Genomic DNA, 26918 nt, shown 5'->3' with positions numbered 1-26918 from the left:
GCTCACCGCTGCTTGTCCGCGTGATTGAAGGCGGAGAGCAGCGTGCCCATGGCATGGAACGCCAGTCCCATGCCCCAGCCGATGGCGGGGTACTGCACCCACCAGTTCGGCCCCGAAAACAGGTCGATGAGGGTGAGCCCTCCCATGACGATGGTGTAGCTCGTCGCGTGTGACGCAAGGCCCATATAGGCCCTGCGCAGGCGGCGCTGCGCCTTGTCGCGTCCCGCGCGCGCGGAGATGACGCTCTCCACGGCGGCTTCGCTCACGCCCATCTCCCGGGCCATGGCGAGCAGGTCCTCCCGGGTGAGCGAGCGCTCCACGTCCTTGCCCGCCAACGCGCGAGCCGTGGCCTCGCGGATGATGTCCGCGGCCTCGCTCTGGGAAAAACCCGGAGGTGCACCGCGCTGCCGTGTGTCCGCCATGAGACTGGGACGCTAGCGCGGCGTATCCACCACGAAAAGAGAAGGAATCCCCCCACGCCCGTTCTCGCTGGCGGCTCACCTGTTTTCACACAGTGCGAAGGGGGAACTCATGCTTCGTGGCATTCGCAGGTCCATGTTCTGTGCGTTCGGCCTCATGGCCGCGGCGTGTGGTGGTGACGATTCACGCGCCCTGGAAGAGCCACCCGTCCAGGTCATCCCTGAAGCGTGGCTGGGCGAGGCCGCGGGCGCCGAGCGCCCACACCTGGAGGCCCTGGGCGATGTCCGCATGCTGAAGGACGTGGACGCGGAGGCGTTGTTCCGCGAAGCCTCGGCGCTCAAGCCCGAGGGAAGCACGCGCGCCGCGGCGGAGGCACCGGCCCCGTCGTCCACGGCGCTCTCCTTCATTGGCATCGACGTGAAGAACAACAAGGCCTACCGCCTGCGCACCGACGCGGCCAACCTGGGCCGCGTGGCGGAGGAGCTGGCGCGGCGCGGACTCAACGGCGCCTCGCGCGGCACGCTGGATGACGCCGCGCGGCTGGGGCCGGTGAACAGCGATGAGGCCCTGACCTCCGGGACGGTCTCCGGCCAGACGTGGAGCAACGGCGTGGACACGCGCATCCGCATGGGCCTCGCGGATGGCTATGCCACGAACTCGTGGCCCTATCGGACCATCGGCCACCTGAGCGCCGGATGTTCGGGTGCGCTCGTGGGGCGCCGCGTCGTCGTCACCGCCGCGCACTGCGTCGTCAGCGCGTACAGCGGGTGGAACCCCATCTTCAACACCTTCACCGCCCGCCGCGACGGCGCCACCGCGCCGTGGGGTGTCCAGGACGCCATCTGGTACTGGGTGCCGGAGGGCTACATCAACGGCTCCTGCAACAGCGTCGCCAGTTGCAACCGCTACGACGTCGCCATCATGGTGCTCGAGGACGACTTCCCGAACGGGCACCCGGGCTGGATGGGGCACTGGAACGCGTCCACGGACACGCTCAAGACGTGGTCCAGTTTCATGCGCGGCTACCCCGGCTGCGGCCACGTGGCGGCCCCCGCGAGCTGCACGGCCCGTACGCTGTACGGCGACACCCAGCAGTGCAAGACGGGCAACGCCTACAGCCTGGACGCGGACGGCTGGCACCAGGAAATCGAAATCGGCTGCGACGGCAGCCCGGGCCAGAGCGGCTCGCCCATCTACTCGTATGACGCGCCCGTCTCGGGGCCGGTCGTCGTGGGCCAGTACAACCAGTACTACTGCGACGCCACGGGCTGCGCGGGCAACGCCTTTCCGAACAGGATGGGGCACCTGACGCCCTCGTGGAACAACTCCATCAGCTACTTCAAGTCGCTCTATCCGTAGGTGACGCTCCGGGACGCGCGTCCGTGGCAGGGGTGCGCGTCCCGCGGCCGTGCGGAGAACCCGAGTCAAGCGCGCCAGCCCGCCAGTGACGGCTTCCGTGCGCTCCACTGCCCCCGGGGGTCGTTCCGCGTCGAAAGGCCCCGACAGAATAATGAGGCGCCCACGCACCTGGTGAGGACGATGCCTCCATCCGACGCCGCAGCACTCGGGAGCAGCCACCGGCAGCCCGCCAGTGAAACACCCGTCGGGTATCCCCTGGAGCATGACCACACGGTCCAGTTCTATGAGGACGAGGCCTTCGTCATCGACATCGTCGAGGCCTACATCACGGGAGGGCTCGAACGAGGAGACCCGCTCATCATCATCGCCCAGGCAAACCACCGGCAGCAGCTCGTCGCGCGGCTGGTGGCCGCGGGCGTGGACACCTCGACGGCCATCGCGAGCGGGCAGCTCGCCCTGCTCGATGCCCGTGAGACCCTGGCGCGCTTCATGGTGGGGGGACGCCCGGACTGGGAGCGCTTCCGCGAAGTCATCGGCGCCGTGATTGAGCACAGCCTCGCGGCCTCGCGCCCCGGCGCCAAGGTCCGCGCCTACGGCGAGATGGTGGACGTCCTCTGCCTGGATGGGATGCCGGACGTGGCGGTGGAGCTGGAGGCGCTGTGGAATGACCTCAGCGTGCTGTACCGCCTGTCCCTCCTGTGCACTTACGCCATCGGCCACTTCGGCCAGGCGGCGCATGCGCGGCCCTTCCTCGCTGTCTGCAAGGCGCACGCACACGTCATTCCCACCGAGCGCTACACACGGCTCGCGGATACGGAAGGACGGCTGCGAGAGATCAGCCTCCTCCAGCAGCGCGCCCAGGCGCTGGAGGCGGAAGTCCAGCAGCGGCAGCAGGCGGAGCAGGCCCTCCGCGAGGCCCTCCATTGCCGGGATGAATTCCTGGCCCTGGCCGGTCACGAGCTGAAGACGCCCCTGACCGCGCTCCAGCTCCAACTCCAATCACTCCCCTCCGCGGCGGCGCGGAAGGATGGTGGCGGACGCCTGTTGGAGCGGCTGGACAAGGCCATCCGCCATACCGAGCGGCTCGCAACACACATCGACGGGTTGCTCGACGTGTCCCGCATCGGAGAGGGCCAGGTGCCCTTGATGATGGAGCCGCTCGACCTGTCGCGGCTCGTCCGGGAGACGGTTGCCCGCGCCATGACACCGGCGGCCGAGGCGGACTGCCCCATCCAGTTGATGGCGGAGGTCCCCATCGAAGGCGTGTGGGACCCGCTGCGGATTCAGCAGGTGGTGGGCAACCTCCTGGTCAATGCCTTCAAGTACGGCAAGGGCCGCCCCATCGAGGTGCGGGTGGACGGCGCACCGGACCACGCGCGCATCCTCGTGAGAGACCACGGCATCGGCATTGCCCCCGAGCGCCAGGAGCGCATCTTCCACCGCTTCGAACGCGCCGTTCCCTCGAGCGCCTTTGGAGGGCTGGGCCTGGGGCTCTACGCGGCCCGCCAGGTCGTGGTGGCGCACGGCGGCACCCTCCGCGTGGAGAGCGAGCCGGGCCAGGGCGCCACCTTCATCGTGGAACTGCCCTACCGTCCGCAGTAGCGCGGCGGCGGGCTCAAATCCAGAAGGCCATGTCGCGCTCGGCGTCCTCGGGCCCCGAGCCCTGGCCGCCCTCCCGCAGCCAGCGGCGATACGCCTCGATGTCGGCGTGGTGCAGGTCCGCCTCCGTGCCGGAGTAGACGCCTCCACCCGGGCCGTCCAGCAGGGCCTCGCGCTGGATGTCCATGATGACCACGTCCTGCTGGATGACCTGCCGCGTGTACCACCGCACCAGCGGCATCATGGCGCGTCCCACCAGCGCACCGGGGACATCCACCGGCAACCGATAGCTGATGGCCGTGTAGACGAGGCTGTCCGTGGGCCCGATGGGCGTGCACTGCGAGTTGATGACGAAGCCGTGCTCGCCCCACAGGTAGTCCACGCGCGTGACATTGGGGACGTAGAACTTGTCCGTGTGGAGCAGCGGCAGTCCGCGCGGATTGAAGAGCCGGCCCAGGCCCGTGACGGTGTCCTGTGCCTGCTTGTACGTCACCAACACGCTGCCCGCCGTGCGCCGCACCGTCGCCGGCACGCGCTTGCTGGCGGGCCTGCGGAACCAGCCCGGATGCACGAAGAGCGTGTGCGGGACGTCCATGAAGTTCTCGACGAGGTTCGTCACCCCGTTCGGGAAGCGCGTCACCATGAAGTAGACGGTCCACCCCTCCTGGTCCCAGTAGGGCACGCGGAACGGCGCGGACCGGGCGGGCTCGGCGCCGCCCATGTAGACGAAGACGAGCCCGTCCTGCTCCAGCGTGGGAAAGCGCGTCAGGCGTCCCAGCGCGCAGGGCGCGGTCGCCAGTCCCTCCCGCGCGCAGGCATCGGCGTCGAGCAACTCGCTTCGCTGCGAGGGCCCCAACGAGGGCACCTCCACCACGGCGCCCGACGCGTCGTAGACCCAGCCGTGATACGGGCAGCCGATGCGGCCATCGAAGACCGCGCCCCGGGACAGCCGCGCGTTGCGGTGCAGACACCGGTCCCGGAGAGCGGTGGGCTGCCCATGTACGTCACGGAAGAGGACCACCCCCGTGCCGAAGAGGGTCCGCGCCAGGGGCTCGCCTGGCTTCAGCTCCGTGGAGAGACACGCGACGTACCAGAAGTCCTTCAGCGCGCCACAGCGCGTGAGGTCGGCTTCGGCCTCCAGGTCCACGTTGGGGGCGGGCGAGGTGTCACGCGAATGCAGGCGCAGTGGCGGTCTCATGTGGCGGCTCCGGAGAAATGGTCCGACCAGCCCGTCAGGCGGTGCAGGTCCACGGGCTTGATGTCGCCCGCGCGCTGGCCCAGCGCGACGCAGCGAGCCTCGTAGCGGCGAGCCCCGTCCACCACGCGCACGGCACGCACCGGACCGAGCTGTCCCAGGGCTCGCGCGTAGCGGTAGTGGTGTCCCTCGCAGAGGGCGTGCTCCACGGCCTCCGCGGCGGCTGCGAGCCGTGAGGCGGGGGCGTCCGTCTCCAGGAACAAGACGTAGGACGGCGCGGGAGTCCACTCGGGCGCCAGCATGGAGAAGCCGGGGCGCGCGCCGCCAAAGAAGTCCGGAAGCACGGCATCCAGCACGGCCCCCACGCGCGTGCTGGCGAGCTTCTCGCCCACCAGGTCACAAACGGCGTCCGCTCGGCCGACGAAGCGAAGGCAGGGCGTCGCGTGCTGGAAGCCCTCCACGCGGACCCGGTCGCCCAGACGGTAGCGCAGCAGACCGCCCGAGGTGGACAACAGCACCGTGTACGTGCGGCCCTGCTCCAGCTCGTGTGCGAGGCGCGGTCGCGCGGTGGGCTGCTCGCTGTCGATGAACTCGAAGAAGTGGCTGCGCACCGCGAGCACGGGAGCGGGCGCATCGAAGAGGGGCACGGTGACGACGCCCTCCGTGGCCAGCAGCCCCTTGCCCTGCACCTCCACGCCCGGAAAGCGACGGCATGCGGCGGGGAGCGCGTGGGCTGCCTGTGCGTCCGTCCACATGCTGAGGAGCGACAATCGAGGCCACAGCGCGCGGGCGCTCCAGCCACCTCGCAGCACCTCACGCAGCAGCGAAGCCCGCTCCGGGCGCGGAGAGAAGCGCATCCGGGCCAGCACCGCTTGCATCGCGGCTTCATCGCGCGCGGCGCCAGACACAGGCGGCCTGCAGCGCCCTCGCGTCAGGTCATCAGCCAGTCGCTCCCCGTGCCGCTCCAGCGCGTCCATGAGGAGCGTGAGGAAGCTGGGGTTCCACACGCTGATGAGAGACAGGTCCTCGCGGGCGACGAGATGCCAGAGCGTCACGTAGCGGCAGGACTCCACATCTGGCAATGCCCCCACCTCACCGGGCACCGCGAAGATGCGGGACAGCAAGGGGCGCAGCACGCGCGAGAAGTAGGCGCTGTCCTCCGCGCTGCCCACGGGAATGCCGCCCGCCGTGCGGGCCTGCTTTCGCGCCAGCGGGGAGATGGACCAGTAGCTGGCGCCCTCGCGCAACGCGGGACGGCGGTGGAGCAGCTCGAAGAGCATGGGGGCCAGGGCACGCTGGAACTCGGACAGGAGGCTGCGCGTCATGGGCACCCGCTTGCTGGCGCCCGAGGAGCCGCCCGAGAGCTCGAAGCGCAGCACCGGCTCACGCGTGAGCACCCGGGCCTCGCCCGCGGCGATGCGCTCCACGTCCGGAGCCAGCGCGTCCGGTGTCACCCACGGCACGGCGGCCTGGAAGTCACGGGCGTCGCGGATGCGGTGGAAGCCAGGAATGCGCTCCGCCTGCACGCTGCCCACGGCCGAACGAAGCACCCGCTGCAGACACACCGCCTGCGCGGCTTCGGGATGATGCAAGGCCCGGTAGAAGCGCAGCGCGGAGGGAGCGAGCACGGCCCGCAGGCCGCTCAGCGGCAAGGAGGGAACACTCACGACGGCCTCAGGTCCCCACGCGGACACCGGCGTTCCGCAGCCCTCGCCGGGCCCAGCCGCGAAGCTGTCCGGACACGCTCCGCCCCAGCGCCAGGAAGAGGTCCCACCAGCGAATCTCCACCAGGCACACCAGCTCCTCGCCCTCGCCATGACGCGGATTGCGCTCGGCGAAGAAGGCGATGTCGGGGTGCAGCGCCGCCGCGCGGTCGATGGGCGCGACGCCATCCCGCACGCGATAGTGCGCCCCCTGGAAGCGCAGCGTGCCCCGCGACGCGTCGTACTGCGCGCCGAACCAGCGGGTGGCCAGCGCTTGCAGGAAGTCGGCGCGGCCGGGTGGCGGCGTCCAGTCCCGCCGAGGCATCGTCCTGGGGAAGTAGTTCACCGCGAGCAGGTACGTCTTGAAGCCGGCGCTCAACAGCAGCCAGTGCACCGGCCGCAAGGGATGCCGGAGCTTGCGCGACAACACGAAGCGCCCGAAGCACACCTGCAACACCTTGTGGCCCCACCAGTCGGGGTGGATGACCGTGTCGCCCGAATACACCACCTCCACCCGCTGCCCGTCAGCGAGCTCCTCGGCGACGCGCAGCGTGCTGAAGCCCACCAACTCCCCACCTCTCCGCGCGTGGAGGAGGATGACGTATTGCTTGGCGTCCAGGTCCTCGGCGAAGCGCTCCGGCGACACGCCCGAGTAGCAGAGCTGCATCAGCGCCAGCATCTGCCCACGCTGCGCCTCCGTGAGCGCATCACGCCGCACCGTCGAACCCTTGAGCGGCGACATCATGGCCGGGCACGCCCCTGCAACACCTCCGCGTCAGGAGGCTGCCGAAGCTCATGCGTGCGGTCCGGCGACAGCGACACCTCCTGCACGTCGCCCCCGTACCAGTGCACCCGCGCCGTCACGAGCCCCGAGTACCGGCCCAGCCCGAAGTGCAGCCGCGCGTCCGCCGCCGCGGAGAAGCCGCCCATCAACCCGACTTCCTGCACCTGCTCCACGCGCTTGCCCGCCTCCTCGTAGGAGACGACCACCCGGGTGCCCACCGCGCTCCGGTGCGTGCGCCCACCGTGGCCCACCAACGCGAGGCCCACGAAGTGCGCACCCTGGCGCCCCTCCGAGCGCAGCGTGTTGCGATACAGCGACACCGGCCCATGCTGATTGGTGATGAGCGCGTCCAGGTCGCCATCTCCATCCAGGTCCGAGAGCAGCACACCTCGCGAGTTGTCCGGGTCGTCCAACCCGAGCTCGCGCGCCAGGTCCACGAAGTGTCCAGGCTTCGCGTCACCCAGGTTGAGGTACGCGCGGCGCGCTTCATTCGGATAGATGGTGCGGCCCCGGATGTCGCCCCACTTGTCCGCGTACGTGTGGACCTCCGGGCCGGACTGCATCAGCTTGTGATTCACGTACCAGTAGTCCTTGCGCTGGCCCTCGGGGATGCGCCACCGCGCCGCGTCCAGGCGGTCATCCACCATGCCATTGGCCTGCACCAGGTCTGGCCAGCCGTCGTTGTCCAGGTCTCCCGCCGCCGCGCCCCAGCCGAAGCGCCGCTCGTTGAGCGCGCCGCGGAAGGTGGCCTCGTCCCGGAACTCCGGCGTGAAGGCGTCCTTCCCGGGGCCCACCATCCACAGCAGGCTGCCCTCCGCCTGGAGCGAGTGGTGGACGTTGGAGACGTACAGGTCCAACCAGCCGTTGCGATCGAAGTCCGCCACGGAGGCATTCATGCCCTTGTACGTGTCCTTTCCAATCTCGCCGAAGAGCCGGCCCGCCACGCGGCGGAAGTGCTTGCCGCCCTCGTTGAGATAGACGTCGTCCGGCCCGAAGTCGTTGGCCACGTACAGGTCCGTCCACCCGTCACGGTTGAAGTCCACCGTGCTCACCGCCAGCGACCAGTGCGTCTCCGGCATGCCCATCGCGGCGATGTCCACCTTCTCGAAGGTGCCGTCTCCCTTGCCGCGATAGAGCGCGTTGAGCCCACCGTTGGCCGCGTTGTGCCAGCCGTCATGCATGAAGCGGAACATGCGGCGGTCGTCTGCGTGCTCGGGATCTGGCAGTCGGAAGAGGTTGAGCGGCACTGGCGGCTCGTAGTCCGGCAGGTGCGTGGTCATCACGTTGAGCACGAAGAGGTCCAGGTGCCCGTCCCGGTCATAGTCCAGGAAGGTGAGGCCCAGGCTCACCGCGTGGTCCGTCACGCCCGCGGCCTCCGTCACGTCCTCGAAGCCCGCCGTGCCCGTCTCGCGCAGCGTGTTGCGCAGCAGCCGGACAGGCCCGAAGGCCACCGCCACCGCGAGGTCCAGGTCGCCGTCTCCGTCCCAGTCCACGAAGGTGCCGCCGCCCGGCAGGCCCTCTTCCTTGTAGCGGGTGGCGAAGCGCTCCAGCGAGGGCACCGGAACCCGTTCGAAGCGGAGGTCGCCGAGGTTGCGATAGAGGATTGCGTGGTCCTCGGGCCGCGCCAGCGGGTGCGTGAGGAACAGGTCCGGCCGGCCATCCCCGTCATAGTCCCCCACCGCGACGGAGTCTCCCACCGCCACCAGCCACTTCGCGACGTGCCCCAGCCGTGGGTCCAGCTCCTCGAGCGTGTTGCCCATGGTGGAGTCGAGCCCCGCGGCCCGCGCCTCCACGCGCTCCATGCGGAAGTCCAGCGGCGAGGTCCGGACGCCGGGCGTGGCGGCCAGGGTGTAGCCACCCACCATGAGACCTCCCAGCCCGCCCACCACCGCCGCGCGCTTCAGCCAGCCGGAGGACACCAACGTGCGCAGCGACTCGCGCCACCCGCGCTGCCAGGCGGCTCGCGCGTGGAGGAAGAGGAAGCGGATCGTGGCGCACGTGAGGGCCGCATAGAAGAACGTGTAGACGCTCTCCTTGAAGTGCAGCACCAGGTCCACCAGCGTCACCGCCAGCGCCAGCAGTATCTGCCCGCGCCGCGTGCCCGGAGACGTGGCCGGGTCGGTGAGCATGTAGAAGACGAAGATGAAGAACGACGGCGCGCCCAGCGTCCCGAGGAAGAGGACCTCCGGCGGCAGGTGGTGCCGGAGCACATAGGCGCGCAGCGCCGTCTGGAGCGCGTAGAAGAAGAGGAAGCTGACCACCAGCCACCCGCGCCCCACCCGGAAGAAGAAGAGCACCAGCGCCGCCATGAGGATGAAGGCGGAGAGGGCCACCTCGCCGTTCGCCCACTGGTAGGCGGGCGCGGCGGTGATGAGCTCGCGCGTGAAGAGCAGCGACATGGCCACGCCGAACATGGACGGATTGAAGACGTGGCGCCCCTGGAAGGTGAGCACGTACTTCGAGCCGATGGCGATCCACACCGGAAGGAGGAGCAGCCAGCTCGAATGCGAGTAGTTGAGCAGCAGCGCCAGCGAACAGCAGGAGATGTACGCGCTCAGGGGGACGACCTTCTGCCGCTTCAGCCCCCAACCCAGCGCGACGTCCAGCACGCTGCCCGTCACCACGATGGCGGCCATCTGCCACGGGCTGCGGTTGAAGCCGAAGAAGGTGAAGCCGAGCACGCCGTAGAGCGTCAGCAGGAAGGCGAAGGGCAGGCGCGGGTCGTTCCAGCGAGGCCAGACCCAACCCCAGCGCTCGACGCGCGGCGCCGTGTGCAGCGGGACGTACACCTGTGCAGCCGGGCTCACCCCGGGACCAACGCTCATGGAAGCCCGCCTCCCGCCGAAGCGCGTCGCCGCGCGCGTGCGGAGCGTGCCCCGTGGAGCGCGCCCTGTCCAATCAGGTCAGGGGCTTGCAAGCGCCCCTCCTGTCCATGCATCCATGCCATGCCCGGGGCATTGCAAACTCCGGGCACAGGTCCTTCAGCACGCGCGCTTTCCGATGCCCTCTCCGCACACCCGAGCCCTCCTCGCCATCCTGGCCGCTGCCTGCATCGTGGCGGCGGCCGGGTTCCGTCACGCGCAGAATGTGAAGGGCTCACGCGGCGGACGCATCTCCGGACCCAAGCTGGCGTGGCTCTTCTACGCGGTGTTCCTGTGGTTCCTCGCGTGCCCGCTGGTGGCGCTGGACGTGGCGGTGCCGGCGGAGGCGCGAGGCGTGCTGGGCGCGTTCGCCGCCTTCATGTGGCTGCGTGGCGTGGCGGAGCTGTACCTGCTCTACGGCGCGAAGCGCTGGCGGCCTCCGTATGGCGTGGCCCATGACGTGGCATGCATCGCGCTGATGCTCGGCGGCCTGTTCTGGGGCCGTGCGCGGTGGCTGGGTGTGCTCGGCCCCGAAGACCTGTGGGCCCTGGCCTTCCTGGGCCTGGTGCTCGTGAGCCTGTTCGTCGAGGTCGCCTACGCGGCCCTGTTCTTCCACGCCGTGGAGGGCCGTACCACGGGCGAGGACGGCATCTGGTTCGCGGACGAAGAGCAGGCACGGTTCCGCCGCATCAACCGGCTGACCCTGGCGCTCAACGTGCCCCTGTACGCGGGACTGGCCGGCCTGCTGGCGGTGGGGACGTGGTAGACGGCGCACTTGCTAGAGCATCAGGTGCTTCCAGGAATCGGCCCTGTAACGCAGACGCGGTAGCTCCAGCGCGGTGGAGGGAATGAAGAGGTAGTCCTCTTGCGGCTTCAGTCCAGCTCGGACCGCAAGGCGGACCAGCGCAAGGCCTTCAATGGACACATAGGCCTCGGTCGCGAGCACCTCTTCCGCTTCGGTCTCCCTCTCAGCCAGCCTCCGGTAGCGGACTTCGCGCTCCTCCATCATCTGCGTCAGCGCGGCGTCGAACGCGTCTCCATCCGCAGCAAGCAGTGCCTGACACACCAGGAGCCTCGCGTCTGTCGTCCCCTCCAGGCACTTCTCGTAGCGAGAGAGAAGCACCTGGCCATCCTGCGCGGCTCTCTCCAAGAAGAAGTGGTCCATCAGGAAGCGCACGAAGAGGAAGTCCTCCTCGTACTCACGATCCTTGTCGGGACTCGCGGGAGAAAACCGGCTGAGTTCCCGTGCGGCTTCATCGTCACCACACGCCACGGCGTCAAAGAAGGGCGCCGCCCGGCTGGTCAACTTCTTCGTTTCTTCCGAGGCCCGGGAGAAGAACACGAAGGCACGGGCGCTCGCGTGAAGGCATTCGTGCAGGCGCGCAGACGTACCAGAAAGCAGGAGTGAACCAATGCCAGCCACGCGAAAGTTCTGACAAAATCGCAAGGCCTCCTTCAGACCTCCTTTTCCAGCCGCAAATGCCGGAAGCAACTCTTCATTGTCGCCAAGAGCATTGCCAATAAAAACGGGCAGGAACTTCGAAGCCAAAGGAGCGTCCTTTCGAGGGGAAGGCTCAAGCCTTCACAGCCGAGACTGCAATCTCCCGCAGTACCAGGTTTGTGAAGCCACGCTCCTTGAACGCACGAACCAACGGCTCGCTCACGATGTAGCGCTGCAGGTCTTGCTTCAGGCGGAACAGTCCCGGTGCCCCAATCAACTTCTGCGGATCCAGCACCAGCTTCCGGATCGCAACGACGGCACCGCTGCGGTGGTACTTGATATCACTGGCAGCCGCATCCACGGCATCGATGCTCCCCAGCGGATTGATGAAGAAGTAATCCTGGCTGCGGACACGCTCGCGGTGGTCCAGCAGGGTGAACGGCAGGTACTCGATGGCCGCACCCACACAGTGCGCTGAGACAGCCTCCTTCACTGCCGCAGAAGCAATGAGATAGTTGAAGTTATTACCCAGCAGAGAAGACAGTTCGATTCCGGCATGCTCCTCGCTTGGCTTGACCTTCACATCAGAGGGATAGTCCGTCCCAATGGGTTCGCCTGCCGCCAGGCAGTAACCATCCAGCCCCAGCACCTCGGGCTCTTGGTCCAGAAAGAGCAACTCCGAGTTATTGATGTCTCCCAGCGTCTCAATCTCGAAGTATCTCATGACATCCCACTCAGCAACGTATCAAGCGTTCCAGCGTAGCCCGGACTTTCCGTCTCGCGCTCTGTCTTGCTCATTCGAGCTGTGATCTGCGCGTAAAGCTCCTCGGAAAGCGCCTCAATCTGCTCCTTGGCCAATTCATGCTGAAGCTTCGTATGCTCTTTCATCTTGCGAACATACTTTCGCAATTCCCCCTCATACGTCCGCATGATCCCATCAAGCCGCTTGGCAACGTGTTCGCTATACGAACGATGATCTCGATACGTAAACGTAATCAGATGGCGCGGCAGATTCAGGGCTCCCGCCACCTTCCGGTCCATGGGAAGAATCACCATGTTATTCTTATGATTCAAGTTATACCCAGCCCGCGCCAGTCCCCGCCGGACAATCAACGTGCAGTTCGGGAATTTCTTCTCCAACTTATTGATTGCGTTCCTGAGCTGACTATTGGTGACGACGTGATGACCATTATGGATATAGGGCTTCCTGTAGTCCCACTTGAAGTTCCTATTGATCGGCGACTCAGCTACGTCCCAATCCCCCTGCTGAGGTGCCTTCAGTAGAAGCTGATACCCTTCAGGGAAGACCGGATACAGCGTTCCGCTCTTGCTGACATAGTCTTTTCTTGCGTCGGTACGAACGTGCCGCTTATTCGCAAGCTTCTTATACGCAGGCCAGTTGTAGAGATGGGAGTCCTCAAGCGCGTGCTTGAATGCCTGCCACCGGTGTGAGCACGTATAGGGCTCCCAAGCAGCCTCGTGCCTATTCAAACAACGACCACCCTCTGTCGTGCCCTTGGTACTGACGTGAATTCTATTGGCAACATCCTCTTCATGTTGCTTGGCAGAAGCATCCGTCACAAATCACCTCTCCAGTCTCTTGAAGAATGCAGAACCCACGTGCCCGCGTTCCGAGCTTGAAGCCACCAGCACTTTGTCGGAACGGGCATACCCACGAGCAAGCGCCCTGATCGCCACACACACGTTGACGGCACCGCTCGCCGCACCTGTATCTCCGACAGACGTAGCCGGAAGCATCAATTGCACATCATCCCTTAAATAATCTCGAAGCCTGACCCTCGCATACCCCCACTCACTGGAACGCCAATTCTCTCCATTGAGATCCAACACGAGGCTCCCGCCAAATGCCCCCCCGGCAATATCGCCGGCAAGAGACTCGGCCAGGCACCCAGCCAGCACATCACCCGGATTGCGCCCGCCTTGGCCAGGGTCCGCATGTTCCTCTCGAACTGCGGCACTCGAGACACCAACCTGCATCGGTGGCTGGCGCCTCCGTGCACTCAGTGTTGACTCAAGCAGGAAACAAGCCCCCGCCTCCCCTGGCATCAGACCACAAGGATTCGTCAACGTCTTCAAGCGCCGGTGGCCCGCAAGCCATTCAAGCGTCAACGGCTCACAGTAGGAGTCGACCGCGACGACGATCAACCGCTCGAGCCCGTGGCTCTCCATCCAATGTTTTGCTTGGTGGATTGCGTGGAGAGCGCCTGCATGCCCGAGGCAAAGTACCTCGGCGTTCCGTTCCTCAATTGGCAACTGCAGCGCTTCCAGAAGCGGCTCCAGATACGCGAGCCGCACGGGCTCCGTCGAAGGAGACGCATCTTCTGCATCACCCATGAACCTATCATCATTGTGATAGGGCGTGATGACCAACAGCCCCGTCAGACGCCAGAATGAAGCATGAGTGGCATCTGGGAGCGCTCCTTGGCAAATCAGGTCAGCAATACATCCGCGTGAGAGTCGCAGCCACCGACCAATGAGCGTGAATCCCTCGGTCAGCGCCCGAATGGGGTGCCCCGTAATGGGCCCCGTCTCTTGAGAAGCTTCGTCAAGGGCTTCGAAATAGGGCAACGGCTGAGGCCTTGCAAGTCCCGCTCGAATCGCCGCACAGGACGTCACGACATCCCGCCCGACGGGCGAAACCATCCCCAGGCCTGTGACGACAACCTCCACTGAGACCTCTCTGTTCCGGCGGCCCACGGCCAACGATCTTCAGTGATATCGCTGCTTTCGACCTCAATTCTCCCAACGTTCTCGACCACTGGCAAGCGAACACGCCCATGCCAAGCCCCTGGCCAACGAAGCGACACGGAGGGCACACGCAAGCTCCTGTGCGCAGCATCTTCTCTGGCTGGTAGACTGCAGCAACCGCGATGGGCCCATAGGCCCCGTCGGCCGGAGCACCGCATGGCACACCCCAACGTCGAGAACGAGACCCCCTTTGCCTTCGACATGATGGGACTCTCCGACGAAGACGGGCGACCGGCCCTACTTCTCGTTGTGAAGGCCACGTTCGTCCTGGGTGATGCGGGCTTGAAGCTCGCGGACATGCAGACCCCGGTGCAGTGGAGTGCCAAACCGTGGGGCCGCCCTGGAGAGTCCAGCGACAAGTACGAGCCCGAGAGCGCGCTCAGCAAGGTGGCCACGGACGTGGCGCTCATCGGGCATGCGTATCCGCCGCAAAAAGGAGCCACCGAGTCGCTTGTCGCCCTCCAGGTAGGCCCGTTGAAGAAGGCCGTGCGTGTCATCGGGGAACGAACGTGGTTCAAGAGCATGGGGCGCGTAACCGCCACGAAGCCACTTCCGTTCGACAAGTTGCCCCTCACGTGGGAGCGCGCATTTGGTGGCTGGGACCGGACGGATGCGGGAAAGCCCTCCTTCGAGCCACGCAACCCGGTAGGGGTGGGCTTTCGCTCCAGTCCGCGCCATTTCGAAGAGGGGCTGAAGCTCCCCAATCTGGAGGACCCTGCGACGGCCCCCTTGCGCGAGTTCGGCCAGAGGGTGGTCCCTGCAGGCTTCGGCTTCACCTCCCCTCACTGGCAACCCCGCGCGAAGTACGGGGGCACCTACGACGAAGCATGGAACAGAACACGCAAGCCCTTGGTCCCCAAGGACTTCGACCGGCGGTTCTTCAATGCGGCGGCGCCGGGTCTCACGGCCCCCGGATACCTGCGGGGCGATGAACCAGTGATCATCGCTGGGGCTTCGCCAAGAGGCCGGCTCTCATTCTCTCTTCCCGGACAAGCAACTCCAGTCGTGACCCTGGAGCTCCAAAGGGGGGAGACCTCGAAGCCCCCCATGAACCTGGACACCGTCATCCTCGACGCGGACGCGGACCAGGTGCTGCTCATCTGGAGAGGCCATGCCGTACTAGACGATGGCCTCCATGACGTACGCAGTCTGACACTCACTGCGGAAGGCACCTCCCTACGTAAGGTGCCATGATTGGCTGAGCATAGGCACGTGTGCCCTGCGCCTGCGGCTCCGCTCGCGCCACGAGGCCTCCGCAGGGTAAACTCTTCGCAGGAGGCGTCTGCCATGCCCGTCAATACCGGTGTGAACAAGATGTCCGTGGTAACCAAGGACAGCGGTGGCGTCACCGTCGCCTTCCCCGACGTGTGCAAGACGCCCAGCCCGGCGGGCCCCGTCCCCATCCCCTACCCCAACGTGGCCCAGTCCTCCGACACCGACAAGGGCACGAAGAAGGTCTCCGTGGCTGGAAATCCGGTGTGCGTGAAGGACTCCAGCTTCAAGATGAGCACCGGCGACGAGGCCGGTACCGCAGGAGGCGGTGTGGTCTCCGGCAAGACGAAGGGCAAAGCGGAGTTCGTCAACTTCTCCTTCGACGTGAAGTTCGAGGGAAAGAACGTGGCGCGCGCCTTCGACCTCATGCTCCACAACGACAAGAACACGCCCCCCTTCCCCGTCATGCAGGGTCCCGTCATCGCGATGGGCGGAAACGAAGGCAAGCCCAAGTGCCTCGTTTGCGAAAAAGAGGTCTGAACCTCCGCATCCTTACTCCTCGCCGGATCCCGTCAGCGGAGGGGCGCCTCCGTGGAGAGCAATCAGCACCATGGCCAAACATACGGGGCGCCTGCTGCATTGGAACATCTACGAAACGCACCTCGACGAAGCTGCGTTCCGTTGGACTCAATGGGAACAGGCACTCGATGCACCCGACTTCACCCTCGCAGACGTGGCGGAGTTGGAAGAGCAGTTCACAGCCCATGTGGATGGGTTGGTCCTCGGACGTGAGCCAGTAGCTCGCCGGCTTCTGGAGCCCGCTCTGGAGTCGGATGAGCCTGAACGCATCGCGACAGCCGCCTTGGCGCTCCTCCGGAGCGAGGAACCTTTCGGCCCCGCCTCTGTTCTGGCGGCGCTCCCGTCAGCCCCAATTCCAGCCCTTCTGCCTCTTCAACGCGCTCTTGAGCTTGCGCCCTCATCCGCCAGTCTTGCGGGCCTCCCGTCACTGCTGAAGCAGGAGGGTGTCAGCCCCGAGTTGCTGCCCCTTGTCCTTGAGGTCCTGGGCTCGCAAGGGCTTGCGACCGCAGAGGTTTGCCTGCCATTCGTCGCGCACTCAAATCCACAGGTTGCTGCCGCAGGGCTGCGTGCCGCCAGCCACAGCAGACTGCCAATTGCCCCCTCGGTGGTTCAACGTGCGTTGGACGCGGATACGCACCTGCTGCGAGATGCCGCCATTGTTGCGGGGTTGCAAGGCGGGCACAGAGGTGCGTGGGCGGCCTGTCAGGCCGCGGCCGAGCCAGGTGGGTCCGGAGGCCGACTGCCCCTGCTCTTGCTCGCCATGAATGGCGACGACCGAGATCTGAAGCTCCTTCTGGCACGGCTCTCTGGAGAGAAGTCCCGGCCCGACGCATTGTGGGCACTGGGCTTCTCGGGCCGAGTCGCTGCAGCCGACGCTTGCGTGGAGCACATGCGCCACGAGCCCACCGCCGCGCTCGCAGGCGAGGCCTTCAGCGCCATCACCGGGCTTCCCATTGAGGCGGATTTCGCAGTGCCGAAGGAAGAGCCTGAGGAGGGACTCGCCCCATTGGAGGAAGAGGACCTGGACGCGAACCTCAATCTGAAGCCAGAGGACGCGCTGCCAATCCCCAATTCCGAGAAGGTGATGGCTTGGTGGCACGACATCCGCCCGAGGCTGGACGCGAAGCAGCGCTACCTCGCAGGAACCCCTTTCACACCTCAAGCCCTGCTCGACGGGCTCGTGAACATGCCCATGCGGCGACGGCATGCCCTTGCCCTGGAACTCGCACTTCGGAGCCGAGGGGCAATCCAGGTCCCCACCCGTCGATGGGTGGCAACACAGGTTCTCACCTGGACAGAAGCACGCACAGCACCCACTTCCCTGTATAGCCGCCCATTCGCCGAAGGCCTCCGCGGCTGAACGACGCACCGCCAGGGCGCCCCGGTCGAAACGAGATACTTCAACCGGACAGGATCACAAAAGCGCTACGGGAAACACGAGACATGCATTCATTTTTCCTGCTTTCCACCATGGTCGATCCACAGTTCTGCGTCATACACGAGGAGCCCGGGTCCATCCGTGACACGAGTTGGCGCATCAGTCGTGGCTTGCGCACGGACAACCATTTTCCTCCCGATGTGACTTTCCAGATGGATGGCGAGCATAAAGGACGATCTACGCCGGATTTCATTGCCAACACCGTTCAACTAGCCATGGTCTCGAGTAGGCTCAAAGAACTCCTGGAGGCAGATTCGGGCGCGGACATCGAGTTCCTTCCAATCTCCATCACCTCGCCGCAAGGACGTGCAACGAAGGGAAGCTTCTTCATTGCCAACGTACTCGACCATCATGACTGCATTGACATGAGCCGCAGCGAGGTGGAGCAACTGGGTCTGGAGCCCGACCTTCTATCTGGTTTATTCAGGCTTCATCTTCTTCAGGAGCAGATTCCTCCACAGGCAAAGCTTTTCCGTCTCAAGACCATGCCATCCGCCATCATCATCCGCGACGACTTGCAAACAGCATTCAACGCTGCGGGCATCACGGGGATGAAGTACATTGGAATGGGTGAACGCTGTCGGATTTACTGAGTCCCCCCAATTTGGGCAGACCTCAAGAGCCTGGAGTCTCTCTCAACGCCATCGAGTTCTTTCGAACTGCGGGGCAAGAACGCCCTCGGAGCCATCAAGGAACTCTGGGGCTGTCGTCCGCGTGGCGTGCTGAGGGGCAATCAAGGACTTCAGGTGTCAGGGCGATGAATTCGCGCCCAGCCGCTCCACCAGCAGCGCCAGACTCCGGCCCACGATGGCGCGCCGGATCTGACCTCGGTCCCCAGTGAAGACGTGCCGCTCCACCGTGGCCTTTCCACCCCGCTGGAGCACCGCGAGGTAGGCCAGGCCCACGGGCTTCTGCGGCGTGCCGCCTCCGGGACCCGCGATGCCTGTCTCCACCAGCACCCAGTCCGCCGTGGAGCGCGCCAAAGCCCCCTGGACCATGGACTCCACGGCCTCGGCGCTGACGGAGCCATGCGCTTGCAGCAACGCCAGCGGCACGCCGAGCTGCTCCACCTTGGACTCATACGAGTAGGGAATGAAGCCACGCTCGACCACCGCGGAGGCGCCGGGCACCTCCGTCAGCGTCGCGCCCAGCAGTCCTCCCGTGCAGGCCTCCACCAACGCCAGGCGAACGCCCGCCGCACGACACCGCTCCAGCGCCTGCCGCGCCAAGGCCTCCAGGGATGCTTCCGTCATGCGCCCCACTCCATCCCATCCGCGGCGGACCTGCACGCCCAAGAACGGTCACGCCGTGCGTTCCCGGCCGTGTCCTCGCTCGGGGCGCCGCGTCCGAGGCCATCGTAGCAGCCAGACGTGGGGCCCAGTCGGCGCACCGGGGCAGGGACACCGTCCACGGTCGCGCAGTCCGTTGACCGACATCCCCTGGCCGCACTCCGGGTGCCCTCGGCGGCGGATTCCTTGACCCATCCGCGCCCGTGCGCAACAGAGTGCCGCCCGTGTCCTGGCGAGCGTGGAAGGTTGGAGTCCTGGCCCTGATGGCCGCATTCCTGGCGGCCTGTGCGTCCAGGCCGGTGGCCCCTGCCCCTGTGCCAGTCCCAGCAGAACCGGTCGTCACGGGCCCGGTCGCCGAGGCCGAGGCCTATCTGCGCGCCTGGGCCGCGGGGGATGTCGCCTCCATGCGGCGCGCCGTCGTCAACCCGCCCGCGTACTTCGAGGTGATGCACCAGCAGTTCCGCGACGGGCTGCGCATCATCTCCTCCCAGTTCGAGCTCGGACCGTTCCAGCGCCATGGCGACGCCAGGGTGGCCACCTACCGTGCCGTGCACCTGCTGCGTGGGCTCGGGGAATGGGAGCTGGAAGGAGCGCTGCGCTTCGTCCGCCACCAAGGCCAGTGGCGCGTCCAGTGGACTCCCGCGACGCTGCACCCCGAGGCCCGCGAGGGTGACCTCTTCTCCCGCACCCGCACGGCCCCGCAGCGGGCCGATATCCTCGACGCGCAGGGGACACCGCTCACACTGCAAGGCGAGGTCATCACCATCGGCGTCGACCCCACCCGCGCCCGGAACCGCGCGGACGTGGCGGCGGCGCTCCAGGCACATACCGGCGTGAGCACCGCACAGTTCGACGCGGCGCTGAGCGCGGCGGGCACGGCGACGAGCCGCTTCGTGCCCATCATCGACCTCCCCCCCACGCGCTACCAACAGGTGCGCCCGGCGCTGGCCCCCGTGCCCGGCATCTTCTTCCGCCGCAAGAGCGCCCGTACTCCGGAGGACGGCTTCGCCGCGCACACCCTGGGCCGCGTTGGCGAGGTGACGGCCGAGCTGCTGCCCCAGATGGGCCCCACCTATCTGCCTGGAGACCTCGTGGGCCTGTCCGGCCTGGAGCGGGCATACGAGGTCCAGCTCGCGGGCAGCCCCTCCGGTGACGTCCTGCTCATGCGTCCCTCGGGCAAGACGCAGGTCCTCTTCCACTTCGAGGGTGAGCCGGGAGCGCCCCTGTCCACCACGCTGCGCCGCGAGGTCCAGGCCGCCGCGGAGGCCGCGCTCGACGGTGTGGCCCACCCCGCGGCCCTCGTCGCCGTGGACAGCGCCACGGGGGCCATCCTCGCCGTGGCCAGCCGGCCGCTCTCGCAGCCGCTGCACCGTGCCCTCACCGGCCGCTACCCGCCCGGGTCCACGTTCAAGGTCGTCACCACGGAGGCGCTGCTCGCCCGAGGCATGCGGGTGGACTCCCCTGTCGCGTGCCCGCCGATGACGATGGTGCGCACCAAGCCCTTCCGGAACTTTGAAGGCGAGTCCCTGGGTGACACCACGCTGCGACAGGTGTTCGCCCACTCGTGCAACACCGCGTTCGTGACGCTCGCGACGGGGCTCGGCGGTGATGCGCTGAGTGCCGCGGCTCGCCGGTTCGGCTTCGATGTGCCCTACTTCCCCGGGCTGACTTCCGCCGGTGCATCGTTCCCAGCGCCCGCGGATGCCATCGAACTGGCGGCCGCCGCCATCGGTCAGGGGCGGGTGCTCGCGACGCCCATGCACATGGCCTCGGTCGCCGCGGCGGCGGAGTCTGGCGAGTGGCGCGCGCCCTACCTCGTGGAAGGACTGGACGGCGGACCGAGCAGCCCGCTCTCGGACGGCGTCCGGGCGCCGCTGTCCGCGCTGATGCGCGCCGTTGTGATGGAAGGCTCCGGGAAGGCCGGCCGGCAGGTGCCCGGGCTCGGCGGCAAGACAGGCACCGCCGAGTTCGGCACCGTGGCGCCGCTGCCCACGCACGCGTGGTTCATCGGGTTTCGAAAGGGCGTGGGATTCGCCGTCCTGGTGGAAGGCGGCGGCGTGGGCGGGCGCGTCGCCGCGCCCATCGCCGCGAAGTTCGCTGGTGCGCTGTAACGCGCCCGAGCGCTCTTTCACACACAGGCTCCGCAACGGTGCAGCACCACGCAAGGCCACAGCGCGCGGCGCTCCTCCCGCCGCGCGCCGCCAGCACTCAGGCTCCGCGACGACGCAGCGCCACGGCCAGGCCCGCGAACGCCAACACCACCCACAGCGCCACCGCGCCCGGCCCCGTCGCGTTGCAGCCGCCACCGCCCACGTCCGCGCCGCTATCCGACGAAGTGCCCGCGTCGGGCGTCTGCGGCCCCGCGTCCGGTTGCTGCGTGCCCGCGTCCAGCGTGCCCGTGCCCGCGTCCGGCGGCTTCGTCAGCGTGCTCTCATCGAAGTACGCGCCACACGCCGGGTCGCTCACGCCGGCCGCGCGGTGGTCCAGCGCCAGTGCATAGGCACCCGCGCCGAAGCCCGCCATGGGCGTGTTGTACTTATACGTGCCGTTCAGCTCGTCATACGTCTCCGCTACGGCCAGGTAGTTCTTCAGCGACTGGTCCGTCACCCACTTCAGCACGCGGTCAGCACGCGCCACATCGCCGCCCATGCGCTTGGCCATCGCGCCGCGCAGGCTGACGATGACCCACTCCGCGCTGTCGTACTCGCCGCCCCAAGGGCTCAAGTCCACGCCATCCGGGTGGTCATACCGGTCATCGTTGCGCTGCCAGCCCGCACCCGCCGGTGAGGACAGGCGCAGGTCCAGTCCATGATAGGTCGCCTGGGCAATCTTCCCCGCCGGGTCGAACAGCTCGAAGGCGAACGCGTCGAACACCGCCGCGTCCCAGTAGCCCCTGCCCTTCCTCAGCTCCTCCAGGTTCGAGGCCAGCGCGAAGTTCCTGTCCGTCAGCTGCTCCGCCGTCGCCCGGCGCAAGGACTCGCCCGCCTGCCGGTAGCGCTGCGCCCGCTCCGTGTCGCCCACCCGCTGCGCCAACTCCGCCGCGTCACACAGGCCGCGCGCCGCCGTGAGGCTGGTGTACGTCCACGACCGCTGCCGCCCTTTCCAGTGCGTTTCCCAGATGGACGAGTCCGGACGGATGAGCCCCGTCACCGGGTTGATGAGCGCCACCAGCGCGTCCCCCACCTTCGTGGACACCGTGGGCCAGGTCTGGTCCACCAACGTGGTGTCGCCCGTCGTCCGCTCGTAGTGCCGCAGCGCCCACAGGAAGAGACCGAAGCCGTCGAACTCGATGTTCGGCCCCGCCTCGTTGAAGTCCGTCTCCTCCACGCCGAAGCCGTGGTAGCGCGTGAGGGTGATGATGTACGGCGGCATCGAATACGGCTCCAGCTCACGCCAGTGCTGGAAGCGGCCACTGTCCGCGTTGAGGTAGTAGGACAGCGCGTCGCGGGCTTCGCTCTGCATGCCCAACGTGGCCATGGCCGCCACCGCGTAGGCCCCGTCCCGAATCCAGGCGTACGTCCACTGCCCGGGCGGCAGGCTCGCCAGCACCGCGCCGTAGCCCGAGTGGCGAACCACGCCTGGCAGCGACGCAGGCGTTCCGCCGGGCGCCTTGAAGCGCGTGCGGCGCGGCTCGCCATCCCGCGACAGGAACTCGCGCAGGTACACGTCGCGCGAACGCACCTGCGCCATGTGCAGCACCACCGCCGAGTGCCGCAGCAGGGACTCCTCGTCCGCCGACATGCCCGCCGGAACCTTCACCGTGTCCGTCTGGAATGCCGCCCACCGCGCCACTTCCGCGTCCACCAGCGCCTGGGCGCCGGACGCGCCCGCGTACTCCGCCAGCCACTGCCGCGCCGTGGCCCCGGCCGCGGGGTCACCGTGGTGCGCGAAGGCCACGCCCACCCACCGCTCCGCGCCCGCAGGGATGTCCCCCAGGTTGAACTGGTACGCCGTCGCCCAGCCCGTGCCCGCCGAGGGCTGCGCCGTGAAGTCCTGCAGGTCCAGCCCGCCGCCCCCATTCACCACCGAGTAGGCGTTCTGCGAGCCCGTCGTCGTGGACAGCCACGCCGACTTCCGGGCCACGGTGCCCAGCGGCCTTGCCACCAACACCCCCGCGAAGCCCTTCTCCATGAAGTCGTTGCCGCTCAGCTCCACCGTCTCGCCATTCTCATCCAGGTCCGCCATCACGCCCGGACGGCCGAAGCCCAGGTGGAAGTTGTGGAGCGAGAAGGCACTCACGCCCGTGACGGCCGACGTGCCGGTGTTGCGCACGCGCAGCGCCATGATGAAGGACGCGTGCGGCAGGCCCTGCGGCGCGAAGACGAACGTCGTCGCCTCCAGCGTTCCCACCCGCTGCACCAGCGCGCCCAGCCCCGTACCGCCCGTCTTCTCCGGCGCCCACGCCGCGTAGCCGCTGGCGTCCCGGTCCGCCTCCTGCGTGCTGAGCCAGCGCTGCGTCCCCCCGGAGCGCAGCCCGAAGAACGCGTCGAAGAGCAGGTCGCGAGCGTGAATCACCTTCGGCTGGCCATTCTCGAAGACGTCATTGCCCGCCGCGTCGATGACGGGCTCCTCGGTGGCGAACAGGTGCTCGCGGAAGTGCGTCACCTTGCGCTGCTCCACATCCAACATCACCGCGCCATGCCCGTTGGACGACGGCAGGCGCAGGAAGGAGCGCTGGACGGGGACCTCCGCGCGGGCGCCAGCGCCCACGGCGCACAGCAGCGCGAGGAGCAGCACGGGCGGCTGGCCAGGTCGGCGATACAGGCGGGGGGTGGGAATCATCCGGCGGATTCTGGGACCCTTCCCGTCTCAGGCCAACGGTCTTGCTGACCTTCCCGGAAATGGCTGTTTCAACTAGAGGTTCAGCCGGGACTCTGGCGCCTCCGCGCAACCACCTGTCGCCACCCGCTCCCCAAGAAATGGGACTCATCACGTACTGACTGGTGACGCGGCACCGGACGACCCACCGCCGCAGGGGACCTCATGACTTCGCTCGCCCGGCCCGCGAGGCTGACCTGGCAGAACCGCGGCACCTTCCTTCGCGTCCTGCTGACGCAGGTGCTCTACGTCGCCCCGCTCTTCTGGTTCATGGAGCTGGCGCAGAACGTGGCCTGGCGGTGGATGAATGGGGACTGGGGCTGGGTGTTCCCCAAGTCGCCGTACCACTGGTTCTCCTTCGGGAGCCTCATCCTGTGGGCCGGCTGCGTGGCGCTCCTGTGGAGCCTGCACTTCTTCTGGTTCTACCCACGCCGCGTGAAGCTCTGGCCGCGGCTGGCCATTGGCGCCGGGGTGTGCTGGGTGGGCGAATGGGTGGGCGGCTACGTCGCGGCCAATGTCTTCAACCATCCGCTCCAGGTGTGGCCCGGCTCACCGCTCGTCTACGTCCACTACAGCGCCCTGTTCTTCTGGGTGAGCAACTGCATCGTCTACCACCTGCTCACCAACGACGTGGTGGACCTCACGCCCGAATACGACGCGCCTCCGACGGCGACGCGCCGCGCCCAGGTGGCGTGAGGCTCACGCGCCCTGAGGCAGCTTCAAGCGCGCGCGGCAACCCTTGCCCTCGGGGCGGTTCTCCAGGCGTAGGCTGCCCCCGTGGGCCTCCGCGATTTGCCGGCTGAGCGCCAGGCCGATGCCGCTGCCCTGGGGCTTGGTGGTGAAGAAGGGCACGAAGAGGTTGCCCGTGTCCGTCATGCCGGGGCCCTCGTCCTCCACCCAGACCTCCACCGCGCCCGGCGACAACACGGCCCACGACACCCAGACGTCTCCTGTGGCTTCCGGCGTGGACAGCACCGCGTCCACCGCGTTGCGCACCAGGTTGATGAGCAACTGCTCCAACTGGTCCACGTCGCCCCGCAGCACCAACCCGGGGCCCGCGCGCACGCCCACCTTCCGGCGCTTCTCCAGCGCGGCCACCCGGCGCACCCACGCGTCCACCTCCACGGCGCCTGGCGTCGGCGGCGGCAACCGCGCGAGGCTGGCGTAGGCGGACATGAAGCGCGCCAGGGATTGCGAGCGACGGGCGACGATGCCCAGTCCGCTCTTCGCGTCCTCTTCCCAGTCGGACGGACGCGGCGCCATGAGCAACGTGTCGCGCAGCGCCTCCGCGATGGAGCCGATGGGCGCCAGCGAGTTGTTGATTTCGTGGCTCAACACCCGCACCAGCCGTTGCCAGGCCTCGCGCTCCTGCTCACGCAAGGCCAGCCGCAGGTCCGCGAGCACCACCAACTGGTGCGGCAGGCCGCCCTGCCGGAAGGAGCCTCGCCGCAGCTCGTAGGGGCCGCCCTCCTCCGCGAAGGAGCGCGTCAGCCTGCGAGGCACGTCGCCCTCCAGCAGGTCCGTCAGGCCCAGGGCTCCGGCGCCCTTGCCCACCAACTGCGAGCGTGACGCGCCCAGCAGCCGCTCGCCCGCGCGGTTCACCAGCCGCAGCGTGCCCGCCACGTCGAAGGCCAGCACGCCGACGTCAATCTCCTCCATCACCTGTTCCAGGAGCGCGCCCGCCTCCAGCACGCCCAGCCGCTGCTCACGCAGGGTGTCCCCCAGCGCGTTCACCTCCAGCAGCACCTCGCCCAGCGCGTCCCCCGCCCGCGCGCCCCGGCCGCGCACGGAGTAGTCCCCTTCACGCAGCGCGGCCAGCAGGTTGGCCACCGCGTGCAGCGGCCGCATCACCCGTTCGCGCACCAGCAGGCCCACGCCCAGGAAGGTGCCCACCACCAGGGAGGTCAGCGTCCACTGCACCTTGGAAGAGAAGTCCCCCAACCACACCAGCACGAGCGCGGCCACCGAGCCCGGCAGGCCCGCGAGCCACGCGAGCCCGAGCACCTGCAGGTCATGCGGCGGTGGCCGGCGCTCCTCGCTCACCGAGCGCCCTTGATGCCGTAGTACTGGAGCCGCCGGTACAGCGCGCTGCGCGACAGCCCCAGCCCCTTCGCCGCCTCGCTCACGTTGCCTTCGTGCCGCGCCAGCGCCCGCTCGATGAGGTAGCGCTCCACCTCCTCCAGCGTCATCTCCTCCAGCCGCGTCATGCCCTCGCGGCCGGCCCGCTTGAGCAGCAGGTCCTCCTGCGTCACCTCGTCCCCCGACGCCATCAGCATCGCGCGCTCCACCGCGTGCTCCAGCTCGCGCACGTTGCCCGGCCACGCATAGGCCAGCAGGGCCTCCAGCGCCTCCGAGGACAGCCGGACGTTGGGCCTGCCGTAGCGCCGGCCCTGTTCGGCCAGGAAGTGCGCGGCCAGCAGCGGGATGTCCTCGCGACGCTCGCGCAGGGGCGGCAGCTGCACCTCCACCGTGTTGAGGCGGTACAGCAAGTCTTCCCGGAAGCGGCCCTCCGCCACAGCCCGCGACAGGTCCACGTTGGTGGCGCTCACCACGCGCACGTCCACCCGCCGCGTCTTCGACGAGCCCACCGGGTGCAGCTCGCCCGTCTGGAGCACGCGCAGCAGCTTGGCCTGCTGCGACAGCGGCATGTTGCCAATCTCGTCCAGGAAGAGCGTGCCGCCGTCCGCCAGCTCGAAGCAGCCGATGCGGTCCGACTTCGCGTCCGTGAAGGCGCCCTTCACGTGGCCGAACAGCTCGCTCTCGAAGACGCCCTCGGACAGGCCGCCGGAGTTGACCGCGACGAAGGCCCGCTCCGAGCGCGTGGAGCCCCCATGAATCAGCCGCGCCACCACCTCCTTGCCCGTGCCGTGCTCGCCCGTCACCAGCACGTTGGCGCCAGACGGCGCCACCCGCTCGATGAGCCGCCGCACCGGCTGCATGGACCGCGACTCGGATACCATGGCGAGCTGATTGCCCTGGCCCCGGCGCAGGTGCTGGTTCTCCTCCTCCAGCCGGCGGCTGCGCTTCAGCGCCCGGCGCAGCTCCAGCTGGGTGCGCAGCGTGGCCAGCAGGCGCGTGTTGTCCCAGGGCTTCTGCACATAGTCGCGAGCACCGGCGCGCATGGCCTCCACCGCGCCCTCCACGCTGCCCCACGCCGTCATCACCACCACCGGCAGGGACGCATCCTGCGCGCGGATGCGGCCAAGCAGGTCGATGCCCTCCTGCCCGGAGGTGGTGTCGCGCGCGTAGTTCAGGTCCATCAGGACCAGGTCCACATCCTCGGCCTCCAGCGTGGCGAGCGCACCCGCGGGCGACTGCGAGGTGACGACGGTGAGCCCGTCCCGCTTGAGGAGCAGCCGGAGCGCCTCCAGGACGTCCGCCTGGTCGTCGGCGACGAGGACACACGGAGGCCGCTCGGCGGCGCTGGGGGGATTCGGGAGGGAGCTGTCTT

Annotated in this window: 21 protein-coding genes; 9 read left to right on the top strand and 12 right to left on the bottom strand. The window is 67.8% G+C overall.

Annotated features, from left to right (window positions below; all coding sequences use genetic code 11):
- Positions 1–2 precede the first annotated feature (2 nt).
- Positions 3–422, bottom strand: coding sequence for a 2TM domain-containing protein (locus tag HNV26_RS18085; protein WP_171443766.1), 420 nt, complete (start codon positions 420–422; stop codon positions 3–5).
- A gap of 109 nt (positions 423–531) precedes the next feature.
- Between HNV26_RS18085 and HNV26_RS18080 the strand changes: the two genes are divergently transcribed.
- Positions 532–1779, top strand: coding sequence for a trypsin-like serine peptidase (locus tag HNV26_RS18080; RefSeq protein WP_171443767.1), 1248 nt, complete (start codon positions 532–534; stop codon positions 1777–1779).
- Positions 1780–1959: 180 nt separating this feature from the next.
- Positions 1960–3381: an ATP-binding protein gene (locus HNV26_RS18075; RefSeq protein ID WP_216612465.1), complete on the top strand. Its 1422-nt coding sequence runs from the start codon at positions 1960–1962 to the stop codon at positions 3379–3381.
- 13 nt (positions 3382–3394) lie between these two features.
- Here HNV26_RS18075 and HNV26_RS18070 read toward each other — a convergent pair whose 3' ends face one another.
- Genes HNV26_RS18070 through HNV26_RS18055 form a run of 4 tightly spaced genes read right to left on the bottom strand, consistent with a single transcriptional unit; the run spans position 3395 to position 9885 of the window.
- Positions 3395–4576: an aromatic ring-hydroxylating dioxygenase subunit alpha gene (locus tag HNV26_RS18070; RefSeq protein WP_171443769.1), complete on the bottom strand. Its 1182-nt coding sequence runs from the start codon at positions 4574–4576 to the stop codon at positions 3395–3397.
- Positions 4573–6240 (bottom strand): GH3 auxin-responsive promoter family protein, encoded by a 1668-nt coding sequence (locus HNV26_RS18065; protein ID WP_171443770.1) that lies wholly within the window; start codon positions 6238–6240, stop codon positions 4573–4575. The genes HNV26_RS18070 and HNV26_RS18065 overlap by 4 nt, the downstream gene beginning before the upstream one ends.
- A gap of 7 nt (positions 6241–6247) precedes the next feature.
- Entirely contained in the window at positions 6248–7021 is a 774-nt protein-coding gene (locus HNV26_RS18060) for a hypothetical protein (RefSeq protein WP_171443771.1), read from the bottom strand.
- Positions 7018–9885, bottom strand: a complete 2868-nt coding sequence (locus HNV26_RS18055; RefSeq protein ID WP_171443772.1) for an FG-GAP-like repeat-containing protein — start codon at positions 9883–9885, stop codon at positions 7018–7020. Before HNV26_RS18055 ends, HNV26_RS18060 begins: the two co-directional genes overlap by 4 nt.
- Positions 9886–10060: 175 nt before the next feature.
- On the opposite strand from HNV26_RS18055, the gene HNV26_RS18050 reads away from it, so the two are divergent.
- Positions 10061–10687, top strand: coding sequence for a hypothetical protein (locus HNV26_RS18050; protein WP_171443773.1), 627 nt, complete (start codon positions 10061–10063; stop codon positions 10685–10687).
- Between the two features lie 12 nt (positions 10688–10699).
- Here HNV26_RS18050 and HNV26_RS18045 read toward each other — a convergent pair whose 3' ends face one another.
- Genes HNV26_RS18045 through HNV26_RS18035 form a run of 3 tightly spaced genes read right to left on the bottom strand, consistent with a single transcriptional unit; the run spans position 10700 to position 12943 of the window.
- On the bottom strand, positions 10700–11470 hold the full coding sequence (locus HNV26_RS18045) for an Imm49 family immunity protein (RefSeq protein ID WP_171443774.1): 771 nt from the start codon (positions 11468–11470) through the stop codon (positions 10700–10702).
- Positions 11471–11495: 25 nt separating this feature from the next.
- Complete coding sequence (locus HNV26_RS18040) at positions 11496–12086, bottom strand: imm11 family protein (RefSeq protein ID WP_171443775.1); 591 nt, start codon at positions 12084–12086, stop codon at positions 11496–11498.
- Positions 12083–12943, bottom strand: coding sequence for an AHH domain-containing protein (locus tag HNV26_RS18035; protein WP_171452838.1), 861 nt, complete (start codon positions 12941–12943; stop codon positions 12083–12085). Before HNV26_RS18035 ends, HNV26_RS18040 begins: the two co-directional genes overlap by 4 nt.
- Positions 12944–14287: 1344 nt before the next feature.
- Between HNV26_RS18035 and HNV26_RS18030 the strand changes: the two genes are divergently transcribed.
- The 4 genes from HNV26_RS18030 to HNV26_RS18015 all read left to right on the top strand — a co-directional run bounded on the left by HNV26_RS18030 (position 14288) and on the right by HNV26_RS18015 (position 17953).
- A complete protein-coding gene (locus HNV26_RS18030; protein ID WP_171443777.1) occupies positions 14288–15325 on the top strand; it encodes a DUF2169 family type VI secretion system accessory protein in 1038 nt (345 codons plus the stop codon).
- A gap of 93 nt (positions 15326–15418) precedes the next feature.
- Entirely contained in the window at positions 15419–15883 is a 465-nt protein-coding gene (locus HNV26_RS18025) for a DUF4150 domain-containing protein (protein ID WP_171452837.1), read from the top strand.
- A gap of 70 nt (positions 15884–15953) precedes the next feature.
- Entirely contained in the window at positions 15954–17282 is a 1329-nt protein-coding gene (locus HNV26_RS18020; protein ID WP_171445233.1) for a TIGR02270 family protein, read from the top strand.
- Positions 17283–17365: 83 nt separating this feature from the next.
- On the top strand, positions 17366–17953 hold the full coding sequence (locus HNV26_RS18015; RefSeq protein WP_171445234.1) for an imm11 family protein: 588 nt from the start codon (positions 17366–17368) through the stop codon (positions 17951–17953).
- Positions 17954–18109: 156 nt separating this feature from the next.
- Here the strand turns inward: HNV26_RS18015 and HNV26_RS18010 are convergent, their stop codons facing one another.
- On the bottom strand, positions 18110–18613 hold the full coding sequence (locus HNV26_RS18010; RefSeq protein WP_171445235.1) for a CinA family protein: 504 nt from the start codon (positions 18611–18613) through the stop codon (positions 18110–18112).
- A gap of 299 nt (positions 18614–18912) precedes the next feature.
- On the opposite strand from HNV26_RS18010, the gene HNV26_RS18005 reads away from it, so the two are divergent.
- Positions 18913–20760 (top strand): penicillin-binding transpeptidase domain-containing protein, encoded by a 1848-nt coding sequence (locus HNV26_RS18005; protein ID WP_216612464.1) that lies wholly within the window; start codon positions 18913–18915, stop codon positions 20758–20760.
- A gap of 97 nt (positions 20761–20857) precedes the next feature.
- On the opposite strand, the gene HNV26_RS18000 is transcribed toward HNV26_RS18005, so the two are convergent.
- Complete coding sequence (locus HNV26_RS18000; protein ID WP_171445237.1) at positions 20858–23431, bottom strand: glycoside hydrolase family 15 protein; 2574 nt, start codon at positions 23429–23431, stop codon at positions 20858–20860.
- 201 nt (positions 23432–23632) lie between these two features.
- Here HNV26_RS18000 and HNV26_RS17995 point away from each other — a divergent pair, with 201 nt between their 5' ends.
- Positions 23633–24163 (top strand): hypothetical protein, encoded by a 531-nt coding sequence (locus tag HNV26_RS17995; protein WP_171445238.1) that lies wholly within the window; start codon positions 23633–23635, stop codon positions 24161–24163.
- A gap of 3 nt (positions 24164–24166) precedes the next feature.
- Here the strand turns inward: HNV26_RS17995 and HNV26_RS17990 are convergent, their stop codons facing one another.
- Together HNV26_RS17990 and HNV26_RS17985 are read right to left on the bottom strand one after the other, a co-directional pair.
- Entirely contained in the window at positions 24167–25510 is a 1344-nt protein-coding gene (locus HNV26_RS17990) for a sensor histidine kinase (protein WP_171445239.1), read from the bottom strand.
- On the bottom strand, positions 25507–26918 hold a 1412-nt coding region (locus HNV26_RS17985; protein WP_216612463.1), incomplete at its 5' end, for a sigma-54-dependent transcriptional regulator. The genes HNV26_RS17985 and HNV26_RS17990, both read right to left, overlap by 4 nt.

The organism is Myxococcus xanthus (assembly GCF_013116825.1).
Taxonomy (GTDB): Bacteria; Myxococcota; Myxococcia; order Myxococcales; family Myxococcaceae; genus Myxococcus; species Myxococcus xanthus_B.
This window is presented reverse-complemented; position numbering and strand designations above follow the sequence as displayed.

What these genes read in the sequence shown, in the direction of transcription:
- HNV26_RS18020 (WP_171445233.1), top strand. Translation starts at nt 15,954, where the DNA reads ATGGCCAAACATACGGGGCGCCTGCTGCATTGGAACATCTACGAAACG.
- HNV26_RS17995 (WP_171445238.1), top strand. Translation starts at nt 23,633, where the DNA reads ATGACTTCGCTCGCCCGGCCCGCGAGGCTGACCTGGCAGAACCGCGGC.
- HNV26_RS18010 (WP_171445235.1), bottom strand. Translation starts at nt 18,613, where the DNA reads ATGACGGAAGCATCCCTGGAGGCCTTGGCGCGGCAGGCGCTGGAGCGG.
- HNV26_RS18030 (WP_171443777.1), top strand. Translation starts at nt 14,288, where the DNA reads ATGGCACACCCCAACGTCGAGAACGAGACCCCCTTTGCCTTCGACATG.
- HNV26_RS18005 (WP_216612464.1), top strand. Translation starts at nt 18,913, where the DNA reads ATGGCCGCATTCCTGGCGGCCTGTGCGTCCAGGCCGGTGGCCCCTGCC.
- HNV26_RS18070 (WP_171443769.1), bottom strand. Translation starts at nt 4,576, where the DNA reads ATGAGACCGCCACTGCGCCTGCATTCGCGTGACACCTCGCCCGCCCCC.
- HNV26_RS18085 (WP_171443766.1), bottom strand. Translation starts at nt 422, where the DNA reads ATGGCGGACACACGGCAGCGCGGTGCACCTCCGGGTTTTTCCCAGAGC.
- HNV26_RS18055 (WP_171443772.1), bottom strand. Translation starts at nt 9,885, where the DNA reads ATGAGCGTTGGTCCCGGGGTGAGCCCGGCTGCACAGGTGTACGTCCCG.
- HNV26_RS18040 (WP_171443775.1), bottom strand. Translation starts at nt 12,086, where the DNA reads ATGAGATACTTCGAGATTGAGACGCTGGGAGACATCAATAACTCGGAG.
- HNV26_RS18015 (WP_171445234.1), top strand. Translation starts at nt 17,366, where the DNA reads ATGCATTCATTTTTCCTGCTTTCCACCATGGTCGATCCACAGTTCTGC.
- HNV26_RS18050 (WP_171443773.1), top strand. Translation starts at nt 10,061, where the DNA reads ATGCCCTCTCCGCACACCCGAGCCCTCCTCGCCATCCTGGCCGCTGCC.
- HNV26_RS18060 (WP_171443771.1), bottom strand. Translation starts at nt 7,021, where the DNA reads ATGATGTCGCCGCTCAAGGGTTCGACGGTGCGGCGTGATGCGCTCACG.
- HNV26_RS18075 (WP_216612465.1), top strand. Translation starts at nt 1,960, where the DNA reads ATGCCTCCATCCGACGCCGCAGCACTCGGGAGCAGCCACCGGCAGCCC.
- HNV26_RS18080 (WP_171443767.1), top strand. Translation starts at nt 532, where the DNA reads ATGCTTCGTGGCATTCGCAGGTCCATGTTCTGTGCGTTCGGCCTCATG.
- HNV26_RS18025 (WP_171452837.1), top strand. Translation starts at nt 15,419, where the DNA reads ATGCCCGTCAATACCGGTGTGAACAAGATGTCCGTGGTAACCAAGGAC.
- HNV26_RS18000 (WP_171445237.1), bottom strand. Translation starts at nt 23,431, where the DNA reads ATGATTCCCACCCCCCGCCTGTATCGCCGACCTGGCCAGCCGCCCGTG.